Here is an 18,970-nt window from a genome sequence, read left to right on the forward strand (position 1 = left end):
TTAGCGTGTGGCGGTTTTAATGGCTCGAACACGTGTTCGGGCCATTTTATTTTTAGGCACCGTCTTTTCGCCAGTATTACCCAGCTACAGCAGAGGGATCCCAGATTATGCCAATGTCTCGTGACATGAATGACATCGTAAATGCCTTAGTACCTATCGTTATCGAGCAAACGGCTAAAGGCGAACGTTCTTTTGATATTTATTCCCGCTTGCTGAAAGAACGGGTTATATTCTTAACTGGTCAAGTTGAAGACCATATGGCTAACCTGATTGTGGCACAGCTATTGTTTCTCGAATCAGAAAACCCAGAAAAAGACATTTATATTTATATTAATTCACCTGGTGGTTCAGTCACAGCCGGTTTATCGATTTACGATACCATGCGTTATATTAAACCCGATATCGCAACCGTTTGTGTTGGCCAAGCCGCCAGTATGGGCGCGTTCTTGTTATCCGGTGGTACCAAGGGCAAACGTTATTGCTTACCTAATGCCCGCGTGATGATTCACCAACCATTAGGGGGCTTCCAAGGCCAAGCGACAGATTTTGAGATCCATGCCAAGGAAATCCTGTATATTAAAGAGAAACTCAATCGCTTGATGGCTGAGCACAGTGGTAAGAGTTATGAGCAAGTATGTAAGGATACTGAACGCGATAACTTCTTAAGTGCGCAGCAAGCCTTGGAATATGGCTTAGTCGACTCCATATTGACCAATAGAGAAGCTAAATAATTGGATTATGCGGGCAGTATGTGCCCGCTGATTGGAAAAAGAGGTAGTTACATGTCTGATCACCGCACTGACGGCGACAAGAGCGGCAAATTACTGTATTGCTCTTTTTGTGGCAAATCACAGCATGAAGTGCGTAAGTTGATCGCAGGGCCACAAGTCTATATTTGTGATGAATGCGTTGACCTATGCAACGATATCATTCGCGAAGAAATCAAAGATATTTCACCTAAACGCGACGGTGAAAAATTACCGACGCCTCGTGAAATTCGGCAACACTTAGACGATTACGTTATCGGTCAAGAACATGCGAAAAAAGTGTTAGCGGTAGCGGTATACAACCATTACAAACGCTTACGTAGCTCGCAGCATAAACAAGACGTTGAATTGGGTAAAAGCAATATCTTGTTAATCGGTCCAACCGGTTGTGGTAAAACATTACTGGCTGAAACGTTAGCGCGTTTACTCGATGTACCGTTTACTATGGCTGATGCCACCACCTTAACCGAAGCCGGTTATGTCGGTGAAGATGTCGAAAATATCATTCAAAAACTACTGCAAAAATGTGATTACGACGTTGAGAAAGCCCAGCGCGGTATCGTGTATATTGATGAGATTGACAAAATATCGCGTAAGTCTGATAACCCATCCATCACCCGTGACGTTTCAGGTGAAGGGGTGCAGCAAGCCTTACTGAAACTGATTGAAGGTACTGTTGCTTCTGTGCCGCCACAAGGCGGGCGTAAACATCCACAACAAGAATTCTTACAGGTAGATACCTCTAAGATCTTATTTATCTGTGGTGGTGCTTTTGCCGGTTTAGATAAAGTGATTGAACAGCGTAGCGCCAAAGGTGCGGGTATTGGTTTCGGTGCTGAAGTAAAAAGCAAAGAAAGCAGTCGTAGCTTGAGCGAATCCTTCCGTGATGTTGAACCTGAAGATTTGGTGAAATATGGCCTGATCCCAGAGTTTATCGGGCGTTTACCCGTTGTTGCAACATTAACGGAATTGGATCTTGACGCTTTAGTGCAAATTTTAAGTCAACCGAAAAATGCACTAAGCAAGCAATTTGCGGCATTATTCGAAATGGAAAACGTTGAATTAGAGTTCCGTGACGATGCCTTAAAAGCTATTGCTCAAAAAGCGATGGAACGCAAAACCGGTGCGCGTGGTTTACGTTCTATAGTGGAAGGTGTTCTGCTTGATACCATGTATGAGTTGCCCTCTATGCAAGATGTGGCAAAAGTGGTCATTGATGAAACAGTGATCCGAGGCGAGAGTCAGCCCATACTAATCTATGAGAACAACGAACCGGCGGTTGCTGAATCACACTAAATAAAAAAGGAGCTGCAAAGCTCCTTTTTTATCAGATGAATTGAAGTTTGTAGATCCGTCCCCATATACTATTTATTGTCGCCTGCAGTAATTTAATTCGAGAGTAAATCAATGACCACAGAACATTCAGAACGTTTGCACATGCCGGTACTGGCGTTGCGGGACGTTGTTGTTTATCCGCACATGGTAATCCCACTTTTTGTCGGCCGGGCGAAATCCATCAAATGTTTAGATGCTGCTATGGAAAACGATAAGCAGATTTTCTTGGTGGCACAAAAAGACGCCGCTTTGGACGATCCAGCTGAAAGTGATTTGTATCGCATCGGTACCATTGCCACTATTTTACAATTGCTAAAATTGCCTGATGGCACTGTAAAGGTGTTAGTTGAAGGCGGCAAACGTGCGCAATTAGCTGAATTTACTGAAACAACAGAAAGCTTCGCCGCTTTTATTGATCCTGTAGTAACACAAGACATCGATAGCCGCGAGCAAGAAGTGTTTTTACGCTCGGCCATTAATCAGTTTGAAGGTTATATCAAACTGAATAAAAAGATCCCGCCAGAAGTGCTGACGGCCTTAAGCGGTATTGATGATGCGGCCCGTTTGGCTGACACCATGGCGGCGCATATGCCACTAAAAGTGGATGATAAGCAAAAAGTTTTAGAGCTGACCAATGTTACAGAGCGCATCGAGTATTTGATGGCGATGATGGAAAGTGAAATCGACATTTTGCAAGTTGAACGGCGTATTCGTAGCCGGGTAAAAAAGCAAATGGAGAAAAGCCAGCGCGAGTATTACCTGAACGAGCAAATGAAAGCGATCCAACGCGAATTGGGTGAGCTAGAAGATGCGCCGGATGAATTTGAAGCGTTAGCGAAAAAAATTACTGAAGCGAAAATGCCCGCTGAAGCCGAAACCAAAGCCAAAGCCGAACTGCAAAAGCTGAAGATGATGTCACCGATGTCAGCCGAAGCGACGGTGGTGCGCAGCTATATTGAATGGTTAACGCAGGTGCCGTGGCAAGCGCGGTCGAAAGTGAAGAAAAACTTAGCGATTGCTGAGCAAATTCTCAATGCTGACCATTATGGTTTAGATAAGGTTAAAGAGCGCATCATTGAGTATTTGGCGGTGCAACAGCGCGTGAATAAACTCAAAGGCCCGATCTTATGTCTGGTTGGCCCGCCGGGTGTGGGTAAAACCTCGTTGGGGCAATCCGTGGCAAAAGCTACTGGTCGTAAGTACGTTCGTATGGCACTTGGCGGCGTGCGTGATGAAGCCGAGATCCGGGGACACCGAAGAACCTATATCGGCTCAATGCCAGGCAAAATCATTCAGAAAATGGCAAAAGTGGGTGTCCGTAACCCATTATTCCTATTGGATGAAATTGACAAGATGGCTTCGGATTTCCGGGGCGATCCCGCTGCGGCGTTACTAGAGGTATTAGATCCTGAACAAAATGCTGCTTTTAGTGATCACTACCTAGAAGTGGATTATGACTTGTCAGATGTCATGTTCTTCGCCACCTCGAATAGCTTAAACATTCCAGCCGCGTTATTAGATCGGATGGAAGTGATTCGCTTATCGGGTTATACCGAAGACGAAAAACTAAACATTGCTCGTCAGCATTTAATCACTAAACAAATTAGCCGCAATGGTTTAAAACCCACTGAAGTGGTGATTGAGGATAGTGCAGTCATTGGCATAATTCGTTATTACACCCGTGAGGCGGGCGTGCGTAGTTTAGAGCGCGAATTATCAAAGTTATGTCGCAAAGCGGTAAAACAAATTCTTTTAAACAAAGATTTGAAAACCGTGGTGATTAACGATGCTAATTTGGAAGAGTTTCTTGGTGTGCATCGCTTTGATTACGGTAAAGCAGAAGACAGCAACCGTATTGGTCAAGTTACTGGTTTAGCTTGGACTGAAGTCGGTGGCGATTTATTAACGATTGAAGCGGCAGCTGTGGTCGGTAAAGGTAAATTAACCTACACCGGTTCACTTGGTGACGTGATGAAAGAATCTATCCAAGCGGCGATGACGGTGGTACGTAGCCGTGCAGAAGCGCTGCGGATAAATGAAGACTTTTATGAGAAACGGGACATTCACGTTCACGTACCCGAAGGTGCGACGCCTAAAGATGGCCCTAGCGCTGGTATTGCCATGGTCACGGCGTTAGTCTCGGGTTTAACCGGTAACCCGGTGCGGGCAGATGTCGCGATGACGGGCGAGATCACCTTGCGCGGTGAAGTATTACCCATCGGTGGCTTGAAAGAGAAACTGTTGGCGGCGCATCGTGGTGGTATTAAACGGGTATTAATTCCGCATGATAACATTCGTGATCTAAAAGAAATCCCAGAAAATGTTAAAGGTGCCTTAGAAATTAAGCCGGTGAAATGGATTGAAGAAGTGCTAGAACTGGCCTTACAAGAGCCAATTGCTCGTGTTACGCCGGTTAATTCACCAAAAACAGCTGCAAAAAGCAAAAAAACCGAAAAAAATCCGGTTTAGGGGCTTTTTATTATCGTAGGCTGTGCTAAGTTATGGTCAGTTTCGGCCAAGCCCTTGTGTAGCAAGGGCTGCGGTCAAAGCCAAAATTATTAGTTTTCTCGTTTCTGCTGCTTGCAAGCAAAGTCGTTGCTTGTTATAACAAGCGGGCAACTTTTAAAAACTAATAGCTTGACGTTGTAGAAAATAATAACAATTGAAGGGGATGATATTGTGAACAAGTCTCAACTTATCGACAAAATTGCTGCGAATGCAGACATTTCTAAGGCCGCAGCAGGTCGTGCTTTAGACGCGTTCATCGACGCGGTTACCGAAGCTCTTAAGGAAGGTGATTCTGTAGCTTTAGTTGGTTTTGGCACTTACACTGTACGCGAGCGTGCTGCCCGTACTGGCCGTAACCCACAAACTGGTGCTACTATTCAAATCGCTTCTGCGAAGATTCCTTCATTTAAGCCAGGTAAAGCGTTAAAAGACGCAGTAAACTAACAGTATTCTGCCCGGCGCGCCGGGGAGGGTCCTTAAGCCCGCAGACAATGCCAAGGCTTCTATAAAAAAGGCGCATCTGTTAAGATGCGCTTTTTTTTTAGCACAAACTTTTGTGTCACCGATAACAGAGAAAGAGCAAAGATGTTAGAACGAATCAGAGAAGGCTCGCAAGGATTGACCGCCAAAATCATTTTGGGCTTGGTTATCCTGACATTCGCCCTTGCCGGCGTTGGTAATTACCTAAGTACGCCAAGTGATGCAGTTGTTGCCGTGGTTAATGGTGATGACATTAGTCAGGTGCAGTATGAGCAAGCATTACAAAATGAACGTGCTCGTATGCAACAGCAGTTTGGTGAAATGTACGATATGTTAGCTGCCGATCCAGCGTATATGGCTAACTTTCGTAATGAAGTGTTAGAACGTCTAATTGATGAAACGTTACAAAAGCAATTTGCTCGTAAGTTGGGTTTACGGGTAGGTGATGAACAAGTACGTGAAACCGTTACTGGCCTACCGGAATTCCAAGTTGATGGCGTGTTTAATCAAGACCGTTTTATTGCGTTATTACGCCAAGCCGGTTATCAACCTGCTGACTTCCGCGAAATGGTTCGGGAAGGTTTAGCCACGACCCAACTAATGCAAGGTTTAGTGGGCAGTGAGTTTGGTTTACCTGCCGAAATTAATTTATTGCTGTCGTTACAACAGCAAACACGTGACATTCGATATTTCACGGTGACTGCTGAACGTTTTGCAGAGCAAGTTAGTATCAGTGACGATATGCTGCAAGAGTACTATCAGCAAAATATCAGCCGTTTTATGACACCTGAGCAAATCTCTGCTGAGTATGTAGAATTGTCAGCGGCCAAGTTAGCGGAAGACATCGAAGTGACTGAACAGCAAGTGGCTGATTACTATCAAGCTAACGCTGCACGCTATGGCACCGAAGAAAAGCGTGAATTTGCCCACATTATGCTGGAAAGCGAAAGTGAAGATGCTGCTATTGCTGCGCAAGCTGCTGCCTTATTAGCGGAATTACAACAAGGTGCAGATTTTGCTGAGTTAGCAAAAGCCCGCTCTGCCGATACCTTTTCTGCCGAAAATGGCGGTAATTTAGGTGAGTTGGTGGCCGGTCAAATGGACCCTGTGTTCGAAGAAGCCGCTTTTGCGCTAACAGAACTAGGCCAATTATCTGGCGTAGTGAAAAGTGAATATGGTTATCATATTATCAAGTTAGCCACGCTTGAGCCGGCAGTGACTAAACCTTTAGCTGAGGTTGCTGCAGAAATTGCGACAACGTTAAAAGCGGAGCAAGCCACGGCCTTATTTTATGATCTGCAACAGCGTTTAGCACAAGTCTCGTTTGAACAGCCCGACAACTTAGAAGAAGCCGCTGATGTGGTTGGTTTACAAGTTAAAAGTACCGGCTTATTTGAACGCGCTAATGCGGCAGAGCCATTATCACAACCGGCTATTTTGAATCGGTTATTTGATTTGAACTTCATTGCCGAAGGCTTAAACAGCGATGTGATAGAAATTGCTCGCGAGCATGTTGTGGTGATGCGTGTTAAGGAGCATGTACCGGCACGTACATTAGGTTTAAATGAAGTGCGCGCTGAAGTACAAAACGCAGTACAACTAGCCGAAATGGCCAAACAAGCTGCTGCCTATGCTGCAGAGCTCGTCGCCGCAGGTGGCGATTTAGCCGCGATGGCCAGTAAAGCAGAAGCGAGCATCGTTGCTAGTGCTGCCACGCCGCGTTTTGGTGGTAGTTTAGAAACAGAGGTACGCAGTAAAGCGTTTGCGATGCCAAGACCTACTAACGATCAAGCCAGTATTGACTCGGTACAGTTAAGTAACGGTGATGTGGTATTAGTGGCTGTCGATGCGGTTACCCCTGCCAATATTAGCAGTGTGCCAGATACCAGCCAGTTAGAAGCGATTGCTCGTCAGCAAGCAGAGCTGCATTATCAAGCGCTGATTGCCACTTTAAAAGCTGACGCTAAGATCACGCGTCAATTGCGCTCGGCTGATTTGAGTGAGCAGCTGTAAGCGCACAGAAACGGCGTTAACGCCAAAACACTGAAAAGGGAGCCAATGGCTCCCTTTTTTATTCATTTGAGCACAGGCTGTGCTGGCGGCGTTTTTCTTGGGTGTTAACCGCTACTTTTAATTAAACGCTTGGTATAGTCATGTACGGGGTTATTGAACACCGCGCTAGTATTACCTACATCGACCATTTGTCCTTCATGTAACACTAACATCTCATCACTAATATGGCGTACCAAACGTAAGTTATTGGTAATTAATAAATACGCCAAGCCATTTTTTTGCTGTAGCTCTAGCAGTAGGTTAACAATTTGGGCGCGTAAAGAAGGATCCAGTGCGGTTAAGGCTTCATCTAAGATCAGCAACTTGGGATCGAGAATTAAGGCTCGTGCCAGCGCGACCCGTTGTAATTGCCCCCCGGAGAACATGTGCGGGTAGTACTCTGCATGTTCATCCAATAAACCCAAGGTGCGAAGGGTGCTACGGATTTTTACACGACGTTGCTCAGTATCTAAAATCGTACTAAGGCGCAGCACGTCTTCTAACATTTGCCCAACTTTTTGTAGCGGATTAAGTGAGTGGCCAGCATCTTGAAAGATAAACCGGATAACGTGGTTATACTTTTTATAGTTAGTAATATCTACTTGCTGTCCTGACAGGCGAATAATGCCGCTATCGGGTTTTTCGATGCCCACTAACAACTTAGCCAAGGTGCTTTTACCTGAACCGGTTTCCCCGATAATGGCCAAGGTTTTTCCGGTATCTAAGCTAAAGCTGACATCCTGTAAGGCAATAATTTTTTTACGGTTTAGCCCACGCTGTTTAAAGTAGCATTTGCTAAGCTGTTCCACCTCGAGTAAGGCACTCATGATTCATCTCGCTTTTTCAGAGGGAAGTGGCAACTGTAATAATGATTTTGTAGCCGTTCTAGCACCGGTGTTTTCACACACTCTTTGCGAGCATTTGGGCAACGAGGCCCTAAGCGACAACCAATCGGCACATGTTGTAAGGTTGGAATACTGCCCGGTAATGCATACAGAGGTGTTTTATGGGCTAGGTTACTCTGAAACTCAGGTACGCTTTTAATCAGGGCATTAGTGTAGGGATGAAACGGGTGCTTGAGAATTTGGCTGGTTTCGCCGCTTTCTACTAATTGTCCACAATACAGCACACTAATATGTTGTGTGTAACGTGCGACACTCTCCAGTTCGTGGCTGATTAACAATACCGCCATGCCTTTTAATTGGTTAAAACTGGCTAGTAAACGAAACAGCTGGGCTTGGGTCGTACTTTCTAAAGCGGTGGTAGGCTCATCGGCAATAAGCAGTTTGGGGTTTTTCGCGATGGCCATGGCAATCATTACTTTTTGACAAATCCCCTCTGATAACTGATAGGGATAGCTTTGCATAATGCTTTTATGATCGCGGATCCCCACTTTGTGCAGCAAGGCGATGGCTCTTTTGCGCCGCAAAAAAGGTTTTTGCCACCAACTACCGGTCAGCAGGTGGCTGGGGATGGCTTCTTCAAGTTGCTCACCAATTTCGGCGGTAGGATCCAAACTGCGGCTGGGCTCTTGATAAATCATGGCGATATCTCTACCGATAATTTGCCGCCGTTGTTCAGCCGTTACCCGCAGCATATCTTGGCCCATCCAGTTAAAGCGATCGGCGGTAACTTGCCAGCGACGATTAAGTACACCAACAATTGCTTTGGCTATCAGGCTTTTGCCTGAGCCAGATTCACCCACTAAGCCTCGTGTTTCGCCTTCGCGTAAACTGAGGCTCACCCGATCGACGGCGCGGATCAGCCCTTCAGGAGTTTCTAGTTCGATAGTCAGGTTTTTAATATCCAGCAGCAACATTAGCTTTCCCGCCGTTTTTGAATAGCCACTTTTAAACCATCACCTAATAAATTAACGGATAATACTGCCGCGAAAATGAGTAAGCCCGGCACTGCCACGCTGGCTGGCGCTACGTAGATCAGATCCACAGAATCACTGATCATCGCCCCCCATTCCGCGGTAGGGGCTTGTGCACCCAAGCCTAAAAAGCCCAGCGCCGCGATATCTAAGATCGCCGTGGATAAGGCCATGCTGCTCATGACCGTAATTTTTTCCCAGATATTTGGGATCACCACACGGGTTAACACCTGCCAGTTATTCGCACCATCTAAGCGGTAGGCGGTAACATAATCACGCTTTAACTGATCGGCAATGGCATTACGAATGCCATGAACAAATTGTGGTAAGAGCGCCAAAATAATGGCCCAAGCGGTGTTAGCTAAACCAGGGCCTAAAATCGCCACGATGATAATCGCCAGCAATAATGAGGGAATCGTCAAAATCAAATCGAGTAAGTGATTAAAGACGCTGGATTTAACACCACGGCTCATGCCGGCTAATGCGCCCAATGCCAAACCGGCCATTAAGCTGGCTAATACTGTTACTAAAGCTAAACCAAAGGTGTAGGTGGTGCCTTTGAGCATTCTCGAAAGCAGATCGCGTCCCAAGTCGTCGGTACCAAACGGGTATTGCACTAAGCCTTCTGGTGCCCAAGACGGCGGCAGTAGCAATAAATTATCGGCTTGAAAATACGGATCATGCGGGGTGATAAAGGGCGCAATAACACTGAAAAGTAAAAAACTGGCAAAGAGAGTTAACCCCACCAAAGCGCTGTGTTGCCGAGAGAACTCACGCCACAACTGTGCCAGTGGTGAGCGATTGTTTTCTTCTATGTAGAGACGAAATTTAGCCATGTTAAGACTTCCTGGCCAGTGGGTTAAACAGCGTATGCAGAATTTCAGTCAGCATATTAACAGTAATTACCAACGTGGAAATAATCATTAAACCCGATTGGATCGCGGGAAAGTTGCGCTGATAAATACTGTCTATTAACCAACGGCCGATCCCTGGCCACGAGAATATGACTTCAGTTAACATCGCTAGCGTGATGAGCGCGCTAAACTGCAAACCTATTTGCCGGATCACTGGTAACAACGCATTACGCAAGCCATGTCGATATAATACTTGTAGCCGGTTTAAGCCTTTGGCTTTGGCCGTTTTTATATAGTTTTGATCCCACACTTCAAGCATCGCATCGCGTACAAAGCGGATCATCACGGTAGTGGGGTAGGTAGCGAGGACGAAGGTGGGTAAGATTAAGTGTGTTAGCGCATCGTTGAAGGCTGCTTGTCGATAACTAACATCAGCATACATAATATCGAGCATAATAAAGCCGGTAACGTTTGGGATTTCATATAACACACCGATACGACCGCCGGAGGGAAACCAGCCGAGCCCAATACAAAAAAACATAATGAGTAACAAAGCCCACCAGAAAATCGGCAAGGAATAACCAATCAATGCCAGCCCAGAGATGGTCTTGCCAAATACCCCTTGCGGTTTAATGGCGGCTAAAATACCAAAGGGCACACCCAGCACAAAGGAAAGCAGTAGGGCGTAGGCCGTTAATTCTAAGGTGGCGGGCAGTACTTGCCATATTTCTTGTAACAGCGGTTGCTGACTGGCAAAGGATAAGCCCCAATTACCCGCGATAATGCGTTCAAGAAAAGCCAAATACTGTGCCAAGTATGATTGGTCAAGTCGATACTCACTGATCAGTAAATCGCGCTGTGTACTGTCGATATAACGCAGACCACTGAAGTTTTGTAACGGATCTCCAGGAAATAAATAACCGAGCGCAAAAGCAAAGATACTTAGACCTAACAAGACGGTGCCAAGCAAAAACAAGCGACGTAATAAAAAAACAATCATGGTAGCACCCGCTTAGCGGCAAACAGCGCGATGCCACCGTAAGGGTTAATGATAACGCCTTCAACATTAGCATTAATGGCCTGAAAACGCTGCGAGTGCGCAATCGCCACTAAGGGCATTTCTGCATGTAAATGGCGTTGTGCTGCAAGATAATAAGCGCGGCGCGCTTCTTGGTTGTCAGTACTGAGCGCTTGACTCAGCAATAAATCAAAGGTCGGATCACACCACAATGCGCGATTACTTCCGCTATCGGCTGCGGCACAGCTTAGTAGCGGGCTAAAGAAATTATCAGGATCTGGGTTATCAGCGGCCCAGCCAATTAACACCGAATCATGCTCACCTTCGGATAATTTACGCCGAAAGGTGTTCCACTCATAACTCACTATATTGGCGGTTACGCCAATATTAGCCAGATCGGCTTGGATCAGTTCCGCCATTTTTAACGCATTGGGATTATACAAACGCTGCACCGGCATCGCCCAGATATCCATGCTAAAGCCTGCAGCTAAACCGCTTTCTGCCAACAACTCGCGTGCGCGTTGTGGATTGTATTCTGCGTCGGGGAGCTTTTGCTCAAAGGCCCACGAGGTTGGCGGTAAGATCCCCTTGGCCGCAGTGGCTTGATTAAAATATACCGCCTGTAAAATCGCGCTTTGATTAATCGCTATTGCCAACGCTTGGCGCACTTTAACTTGGTCAAATGGCGCTTTGGTGGTGTTAAAAGCCCAAAAACCCACGTTCATGCTGGTGCTTTCTTGCACTTTAACATCGGGACGTTCGCTAATCAGCGTAAGCTCCGCCAGACGCGGAAAGGCCACGATATCACATTCATGCGTCAGCAATTTTGCCATGCGTTTGGCATTATTTGGTACGATATCAAATACCAACTGTTCCATCGCCGATTGGCCACGCCAATAGTCAGTATTGCGATATAAACGTACTAGCACATCTTTTTGATATTCACGAAAGCGAAATGGTCCCGTACCAATCGGTCGACTATCTAACAAAGCCTGCTGCCCATGGGTTAAAAGGTTTGCGGCATACTCGGCAGATAAAATAGCAGCAAAGTCGGTTGCTAGGTTAGATAAAAACGAGCTGTCAGGACGAGTCAGCTCAAAGCGCACCTGATTAGGAGCTATAGCGCTAACCTGCTGTACTAAATCGGCCCAGTTAACGCTTTGAAAGTACGGATAGTTGCCGCCACCTAAAAAGTGATAAGGGTGGCTGGGCTCCATTATTCGCTCAAAAGTAAAGACAACGTCATCCGCGTTGAAGGGCCTACTTGGGTTAAAAAAACGGGTTTGATGAAATTTAACATCTTGGCGTAATGTGAAATCATAGATCAGGCCATCGGCCGAGCGTTGCCATGACACCGCTAAGCCAGGCAGCAAGTTACCGTTCTCAGGATCGATATCCAGTAAACGATCATAAAGTTGCTGGCTGATGATATCGATAGTCGTGCCTGAGGTCACCCGCTGAGGATTAAAGTGTTCAGGGGGGCCTTCTGCACAATAAACTAAGCCCGAGCGCACTGTTTCGGGTACTTCTTGCTGGCACCCGACGAGCCAAACAACACTGACCAGTACCACGATTAATCGATTTTTCATGCTTGTTGGCTATCCAGCAGCTGATATTTTTTCATATAACCTCTTAACTGATGATAAGTCAGTCCTAGCATCTCTGCTGTTTTTTTCTGATTATACTGGCTTGCCGCTAGCGCTTGCTTGATTAAATTGATTTCAAAATCTTGCGACAGGATTTTAAAATCTAAAGGTTGGCTGAAGTCATGTTCGGTGGCAGAAGGCGGCGCAAGCGAAAAAGGCGAGGGGTTAGCAAGCTCAGTTGTTTTATCAACAACGGCTGGCGCTTTCGCGACATGGCTGGTCTTGGTCCGTTTTTGTGGGCGAAACGCCGATTCAAAAGGATCAAGTTGGATCTCATGTACCGGCACATAAGCATTATTATTGCGATATACCGCGCGCTCAACCACGTTTTTTAATTCGCGGACATTACCCGGCCAGTCATAATCGAGCAGGGTGCGTTTTGCCCGCTCAGTAAAACCACTAAATAGCTCTAGGCCTAACTCGCGTACCATATTCATAGCAAAATGCTCGGCCAGTTGCATAATATCTTCACGGCGTTCACGCATCGGTGGCAAAGTGATCACATCAAAAGCGAGGCGGTCAAGTAAGTCGGCACGAAACTCGCCTAGCTCCGCCATTGACGGTAAATCTTCGTTGGTTGCGCAAATCAGGCGCACATCGACTCGGATCGGTCTACTGCCGCCAACACGTTCAAACTCACCGTATTCAATGACCCGCAGCAGTTTTTCTTGCACCATCGCGGGGGTATTCGCCAGTTCATCTAGAAATAAGGTACCACCACTGGCCCGTTCAAAGCGGCCTTCATGGCGTTTACTGGCACCGGTAAAAGCGCCGGCTTCATGGCCAAATAGCTCACTTTCAAGCAGGTTTTCGTTCAGCGCGGCGCAGTTAAGCGTTTGATATTGTTGATCCCAACGTTTAGATAGAAAATGTAGGCGAGCGGCAATCAGTTCTTTACCTGTACCGCGTTCACCAATGATTAAAACCGGTTTATCCAGCGGAGCCAATTGCGATACCTGGTCAAGCACGTTTAAAAAGCTGTTGGCTTGGCCGATGAGATTATCTTGCCGAAACTTTTGATTCATGGTGAGCTATTAGTTGGTTAAATTAACTAATTTATAGTGTATTTCATAACCGGTGGTAGGAACAGTTTTATTTTTATTTTAAATAAACTTGTTTATATTCATTAATTTAAAATTTATTTCCAAGTTGGCAAGGAATCTGAATAAGGTTAAGGGGTAAACACTATTTACTTAACGCAGAGGATTACATTATGGGCATTTTTTTTTTCCCGCTTTTCCGATATCGTCAACTCGAATATCAACGCACTACTGGATAAAGCAGAAGATCCAGAAAAAATGGTGCGGTTAATCATCCAAGAAATGGAAGACACCTTAGTTGAAGTGCGTTCTTCATCGGCTAAAACGATCGCTGAGAAAAAAGAATTACAGCGTGTGGTTAATCGCTTGCATGAAGAAGTGAACGATTGGCAAGCTAAAGCCGAATTAGCTTTATCAAAAGATCGCGATGATTTAGCGCGCGCCGCTTTGATTGAACGGCAAAAAGCCCAAACGCAAGCGGATGCGGTAAGCCGTGATATCGCTAATCTGGATGAACATATCAGTAAGTTGCAGGACGAAGTCTCGCAGCTGCAAGAAAAACTGGCAGATGCCAAAGCACGTCAAAAAAGTATGCTGATGCGCCAGCAAACGGTGGCGAATCGTTTAGAAGTGAAGAAAACCCTAGATAGCACTAAGCTGAATGATGCGATGTATCGCTTTGAACGCTATGAGCAAAAAATTGATAACTTAGAAGCGCAGGTTGAAGCCTACGACTTAGGCAAAAAGACCTTAAAAGACGAGTTCGCTGAACTGGCGGCGCAAGATAAGATTGATCACGAATTGGCTGCTTTAAAAGCCAAGATACAGCAAGGTTCTAAAGACGCCTGATGACAGGCGTCGTTTTCGTAAGGGTTAAACCATGGATTTACATGAATTAATTTTTGTGCCACTGATACTGTTTATGCTTTTTGTGGCACCGCTGTGGGTAATTATGCATTATCGCAGTAAAAATAAAATTAAGCAGGGGCTCTCGGCCAGTGAGTTAGAGCAATTAAATGAACTGGCGCACCGCGCTGAAAAAATGTCGGAGCGTATTAAAACACTAGAAGCGATTTTAGATGCAGAAAGTCCACGTTGGAGGACGCAACATGATTAAGAAAAGAGCTGAATTACTGCGCGATGATGAAAATGGCAAGATCGCGGGTGTGTGTGCCGGTATCGCTGATTACTTCGGCTGGGAAATTTGGCTGGTGCGCATTATTACCATTTCTGCCGCTTTTCTTGGCGCAGGTGGTTTAGTATTTGTACTCTATATTGCAGCTTGGGTGGTGCTTGAAAAAAAGTCACTGGCTCAACCGCCAACAGCCGGGGCAGGCAGTTCCATTTATAATGGGAAATCGGTTGAGCTTAAAACTCGAGTTTGGCAACGTGGTGAGTCGCCAAAACAGGCGTTACTGCATTTAAACCACCAGTTTAATAGCATGGAGTTGACGTTGCGTGATATGGAGCGGCATGTGACCTCAAGCCACTTTCAGTTAAATCGAGAGTTTAATAACCTCTGATGTCTTTACAGACTAAGCGAGTATTATGAGTTGGTTAGAAAGCATTCAGTATCAAAGTCAACAATGGGGCCAACGCGCACTGGATCGGCATTTGCGCCTTGGTGTGACGGGGCTCAGTGGTGCTGGAAAAACCGCATTTATTACTTCCTTAGTACATCAATTGACGCTGGGTGATCAGCCAGAACATTTGCCGTTTTTTGCTGTGGTTCAACAAGGGCGCTATTTGGGGGGGCGGCTAGCCAACAACCAACCGTTGGCTTTTCCGCGGTTTCCTTATGAACAAAACGTGCAGTATTTACAGCAACAGCCAGCAACATGGCCACCGTCTACGGCTGGTTGGAGCCAATTAAACCTCACCTTACGTTACAAATCAGCCGCGGGCTGGCGCTCGAAGATCCAACAGCGCAGTGAGTTACAACTGGAGCTTGTCGATTACCCTGGTGAATGGTTACTTGACCTTCCAATGTTGCAGCAAGATTATCAGCAGTGGTCAACGTTTTGTTGGACGCTGTTTCAGCAACCACATCGTCAAGCTGAAGCACAAGTTTTTGCGGACTTGCTAGCCAATACCGATTTAAACGATGTCAGCGCATTGCAACTGCAACGTTTAACCGATGCTTATTTAAATTTATTACACACTTTTCGCGAGAATGCGGCGACGTTTTTGCATCAACCCGGTCGTTTATTAGTGCCTGGCGAATTAGCCGGTGCGCCAATGTTAAAACTCTTTCCGCTGTTACCGGCGCAATTAAAGCAGGATAGCCCGTTGTTGCAACAACTAAGCGAGCATTATCACAGCTATTGTGATTACGTGATTAAACCCTTTTATCGACAGCATTTTTCCCGTTTAGATCGTCAAGTCGTGTTAGTGGATTGCTTATCCGCACTGAATGCTGGCTTTGCCGCTATGCAAGAATTACAGCAGGCCTTAGGTTTAATTATGCAAAGCTTTCGCTATGGCCCCGCCAGTATTTTGGGCCGCTTATTTAAACCCCAGATTAATAAAGTGCTGTTTGCCGCGAGTAAGGCCGATCATGTCACACCCGAGCAACATAAAGCCCTGACGTTATTATTGCAGCAGCTTTTACAACAGCCGATTAAACATAGCCATTATGCGTCAGCAAAAAGTGAGGCCATGGCCTTAGCGGCGATCCGTGCCAGTAGCGCCGGATTTGTGCAACACGCTGGGCAAAAAAGCCCTTGTATCAGTGGTGTTGAGTTAGATAGCGGAAATAAGGTCACACTGTTTCCAGGTGAGGTACCCGCTAAACTGCCGGATGCGGCCTTATTTAACCGGCATCCTTTTCAATTTCCGGCGCTCGCGCCGTTGCAACACAGCGGACAACAACCAATGCCACATGTGCGGATGGATCACGCCTTGGAGTTTCTACTAGGAGACAAATTACAATGACGGATTTAAAGCCTGCGCAACGCTTTAGCGATGTGGCCGATGTGAATAGTCCTTTGTTACAAGCGCGTGCACAGTTTAGCGAACACGCAATACAGCCAGAGCTACCAGAGCCCAGCGAGCTTGCCAGCGAGCCCGGCTCACGCCTCGTTAGCAAGTTAATGTATGTGGGTGTCGTGTTGGTGCTAGTGTTGGCGATAGGGCAATGGTTAGCGTGGTGGCAACAAAGTTGGCAAGCCAGTATACCGATGGCAATACTCAGTAGCTTACTCAGTGTAGTGCTTGGTAGTGTCGTGTTTATCGTGGGGTTTAGAGAGTGGCAGTTATGGCGGCGCTTAAAGCAAAATCAGCGTTGGCAGCAACAAGCCGCACGGATCAATGACAGCGTGCAGTTTGGAGAAGCCCCCGCTTTATGCCAAGACATGTTAGCGGTCTTACCACCGAGTAGCTCGTTAACCGCAGCAACTGCGCGTTGGCAGCAAGCGCTGACGCCCGAGCACAGTGATCAAGAGCAGCTTAATTTATTTAATCAGTTGGTGCTAAGCGATGCCGATACCAAAGCGCGGCAGGTCATTTGGCGCGCCAGTACCGATAGCAGTTTGGCGGTGGCGATCAGTCCTTTTGCCTTGGCCGATATGTTATTGGTGTTATGGCGCAGCAGTCGTATGTTACGCGAATTAGCGCAGGTATATGGTGCGCCTATTGGTCAATTACGCAGTATGGCGATGTTAAAACGAACCTTTACCGCCTTATTGTGGGCGGGCGGCTCTGAGGTGGTGCTGGATATGGCGTCGGATGTGCTCAGTAGTGAGTTGACGGCGAAAATTTCAGCCCGCGCTGGACAAGGCGTGATTGCCGGTTTGTTGGTAGCCCGCATTGGCAGTTTAGCGCAGCAGCAATTACGCCCTTTACCCCTGCAAGTGAACCAAAAGGTCAGTGTTAGCGAATTAGCCAAAGTCTTAGTAGGGCGCTTTAAAGGCCAGACTGCAACTGACAATAAAAGCTGACAATCTTAACTGGTAAGATATGTTGTTGCTTCAGACAGCAAGCCGTCTGGCTTGCTTCCCTTTCTGCTGGCGCGAGTTAATGTTATTCACAAGTTAAGCCATCAGCAGACATCATTATGCATCAACCTAAAAATAAGCATTTAGAAACACTTTGTATTCACGCTGGCAAAGCTGTTGATCAGCATGGCGCGCTAAGTACGCCTTTGTATCAAACTTCAACTTTTGTATTTGATAATGCCGAGCAAGGTGCTGCGCGATTTGCAGGTGAGCAACCAGGTTATATTTACACCCGCTTAGGTAATCCCACCACCCGTGAATTAGAGTTAAAAGTGGCGGCCTTAGAAGGTATGGCTGATGCCGCGGCAACGGCAACGGGAATGGGCGCGGTGGCCGCTGCGACCATGGCATTTTTACAACAAGGTGATCACCTGATTGCTAGCCAAGCCATTTATGGTTGTAGCTTTGCACTGTTTAATCATCAATTTCGTCGCTATGGTATCGAGGTCAGTTTTGTTGATATGACCGATCATGCAGCAGTGCGAGCGGCGATCCAACCCAATACCAAGATGATGTTTTTAGAAACGCCGATTAACCCCAATTTAGTGGTGTTAGATCTGGCTTTTTTATGCGGGTTGTGTTGCGAGCACAATATGATGTCGGTCGTCGACAATACCTTTTTAACGCCGTTATTACAGCAACCTGCTCAATATGGCGCTGATATAGTCATTCACAGTGCGACCAAGTATCTCAATGGTCATGGTGATGTGGTAGCGGGGATTATTGTCTCGGATCAAGATAACATTCAACAAATCAAAATGACCACGTTAAAAGACATGGGGGCGACGATGAGCCCACATGATGCTTGGTTAATTATTCGTGGCTTAAAAACGTTATCGGTACGTATGCAGCGTCATTGTGAAAATGCTCAGCAAGTGGCTGAGTTCTTACAAGCGCATCCGGCGATCGCCGCTGTGTATTATCCGGGTCTGCCAGGACATCCAGGTTATCGCTTTATTGGTAATCAGATGAAAGCGGCCGGTGGTGTTATTGCTTTTGAATTAAAGGCCAGCTTGGAACAGAGCCGCCAAGTCATCAATCGATGTGAGCTGTTTAACATTGCGGTGAGTTTAGGTGATGCCGAATCATTAATTCAACATCCTGCGTCAATGACACACAGCCCATATACGGCAGAAGAGCGGGCCAAAGCAGGTATTAGTGATGGCCTGATCCGCGTTTCAATTGGCTTAGAGCATATCGATGATATTTTGGCCGACTTGCAACGTGCCCTGAGTATTATCACTGTCGCGGTGCCACAACGGCAGAGCCACTCTCTGCCCGCTTGACGCTCACTGTAATGCCAGCTTTACGCTTGTGCATAACATTAATCGGGCGCACAGGATTAACTCCTGTCGCCCAATCATCTAGTATCTGCAGCTATTACGCTTGGCGCACCGCC

17 protein-coding genes are annotated in these 18,970 nt (G+C 46.4%); 11 read left to right on the forward strand and 6 right to left on the reverse strand.

Annotated elements, in window-relative coordinates; translation table 11 throughout:
- The first annotated feature begins 113 nt into the window (after window positions 1–113).
- The 5 genes from clpP to ACUJFK_RS06230 all read left to right on the forward strand — a co-directional run bounded on the left by clpP (window position 114) and on the right by ACUJFK_RS06230 (window position 7,103).
- Complete coding sequence (gene clpP / locus ACUJFK_RS06210; protein WP_226749960.1) at window positions 114–731, forward strand: ATP-dependent Clp endopeptidase proteolytic subunit ClpP; 618 nt, start codon at window positions 114–116, stop codon at window positions 729–731.
- A 51-nt stretch (window positions 732–782) separates the two neighbouring features.
- Complete coding sequence (gene clpX, locus ACUJFK_RS06215) at window positions 783–2,063, forward strand: ATP-dependent protease ATP-binding subunit ClpX (protein ID WP_226749791.1); 1,281 nt, start codon at window positions 783–785, stop codon at window positions 2,061–2,063.
- Window positions 2,064–2,174: 111 nt separating this feature from the next.
- Window positions 2,175–4,571: an endopeptidase La gene (gene lon / locus ACUJFK_RS06220; protein ID WP_226749792.1), complete on the forward strand. Its 2,397-nt coding sequence runs from the start codon at window positions 2,175–2,177 to the stop codon at window positions 4,569–4,571.
- A 210-nt stretch (window positions 4,572–4,781) separates the two neighbouring features.
- On the forward strand, window positions 4,782–5,054 hold the full coding sequence (gene hupB, locus ACUJFK_RS06225) for a nucleoid-associated protein HU-beta (RefSeq protein ID WP_226749793.1): 273 nt from the start codon (window positions 4,782–4,784) through the stop codon (window positions 5,052–5,054).
- 141 nt (window positions 5,055–5,195) lie between these two features.
- A complete protein-coding gene (locus tag ACUJFK_RS06230) occupies window positions 5,196–7,103 on the forward strand; it encodes a SurA N-terminal domain-containing protein (RefSeq protein WP_445426364.1) in 1,908 nt (635 codons plus the stop codon).
- Window positions 7,104–7,207: 104 nt separating this feature from the next.
- Here ACUJFK_RS06230 and ACUJFK_RS06235 read toward each other — a convergent pair whose 3' ends face one another.
- From ACUJFK_RS06235 to pspF, 6 genes are read right to left on the reverse strand one after another with little or no spacing between them, the layout of a single operon-like run.
- A complete protein-coding gene (locus ACUJFK_RS06235; RefSeq protein ID WP_445426365.1) occupies window positions 7,208–7,969 on the reverse strand; it encodes an ATP-binding cassette domain-containing protein in 762 nt (253 codons plus the stop codon).
- Entirely contained in the window at window positions 7,966–8,961 is a 996-nt protein-coding gene (locus tag ACUJFK_RS06240) for a peptide ABC transporter ATP-binding protein (RefSeq protein ID WP_226749796.1), read from the reverse strand. Before ACUJFK_RS06240 ends, ACUJFK_RS06235 begins: the two co-directional genes overlap by 4 nt.
- Window positions 8,961–9,854, reverse strand: coding sequence for an ABC transporter permease subunit (locus ACUJFK_RS06245; RefSeq protein ID WP_445426366.1), 894 nt, complete (start codon window positions 9,852–9,854; stop codon window positions 8,961–8,963). Before ACUJFK_RS06245 ends, ACUJFK_RS06240 begins: the two co-directional genes overlap by 1 nt.
- A gap of 1 nt (window position 9,855) precedes the next feature.
- Entirely contained in the window at window positions 9,856–10,872 is a 1,017-nt protein-coding gene (locus ACUJFK_RS06250; RefSeq protein ID WP_445426367.1) for an ABC transporter permease, read from the reverse strand.
- A complete protein-coding gene (locus ACUJFK_RS06255) occupies window positions 10,869–12,479 on the reverse strand; it encodes an ABC transporter substrate-binding protein (RefSeq protein ID WP_445426368.1) in 1,611 nt (536 codons plus the stop codon). Before ACUJFK_RS06255 ends, ACUJFK_RS06250 begins: the two co-directional genes overlap by 4 nt.
- A complete protein-coding gene (gene pspF, locus ACUJFK_RS06260; protein ID WP_445426369.1) occupies window positions 12,476–13,561 on the reverse strand; it encodes a phage shock protein operon transcriptional activator in 1,086 nt (361 codons plus the stop codon). Before pspF ends, ACUJFK_RS06255 begins: the two co-directional genes overlap by 4 nt.
- 180 nt (window positions 13,562–13,741) lie before the next feature.
- Here pspF and pspA point away from each other — a divergent pair, with 180 nt between their 5' ends.
- The 6 genes from pspA (at window position 13,742) to megL (ending at window position 18,857) form a co-directional block, all read left to right on the forward strand.
- Window positions 13,742–14,425, forward strand: coding sequence for a phage shock protein PspA (pspA, locus tag ACUJFK_RS06265; RefSeq protein ID WP_445426762.1), 684 nt, complete (start codon window positions 13,742–13,744; stop codon window positions 14,423–14,425).
- A gap of 31 nt (window positions 14,426–14,456) precedes the next feature.
- Window positions 14,457–14,693, forward strand: coding sequence for an envelope stress response membrane protein PspB (gene pspB, locus ACUJFK_RS06270; RefSeq protein ID WP_226749802.1), 237 nt, complete (start codon window positions 14,457–14,459; stop codon window positions 14,691–14,693).
- Window positions 14,686–15,099 (forward strand): envelope stress response membrane protein PspC, encoded by a 414-nt coding sequence (pspC, locus tag ACUJFK_RS06275; protein WP_445426370.1) that lies wholly within the window; start codon window positions 14,686–14,688, stop codon window positions 15,097–15,099. The genes pspB and pspC overlap by 8 nt, the downstream gene beginning before the upstream one ends.
- A 25-nt stretch (window positions 15,100–15,124) precedes the next feature.
- Entirely contained in the window at window positions 15,125–16,510 is a 1,386-nt protein-coding gene (locus ACUJFK_RS06280; RefSeq protein ID WP_445426371.1) for a YcjX family protein, read from the forward strand.
- Entirely contained in the window at window positions 16,507–17,514 is a 1,008-nt protein-coding gene (locus ACUJFK_RS06285) for a TIGR01620 family protein (RefSeq protein WP_445426372.1), read from the forward strand. Before ACUJFK_RS06280 ends, ACUJFK_RS06285 begins: the two co-directional genes overlap by 4 nt.
- Before the next feature lie 116 nt (window positions 17,515–17,630).
- Window positions 17,631–18,857: a methionine gamma-lyase gene (gene megL, locus ACUJFK_RS06290; RefSeq protein WP_445426373.1), complete on the forward strand. Its 1,227-nt coding sequence runs from the start codon at window positions 17,631–17,633 to the stop codon at window positions 18,855–18,857.
- Window positions 18,858–18,970 lie beyond the last annotated feature (113 nt).

The organism is Alishewanella sp. HL-SH06 (assembly GCF_052656265.1).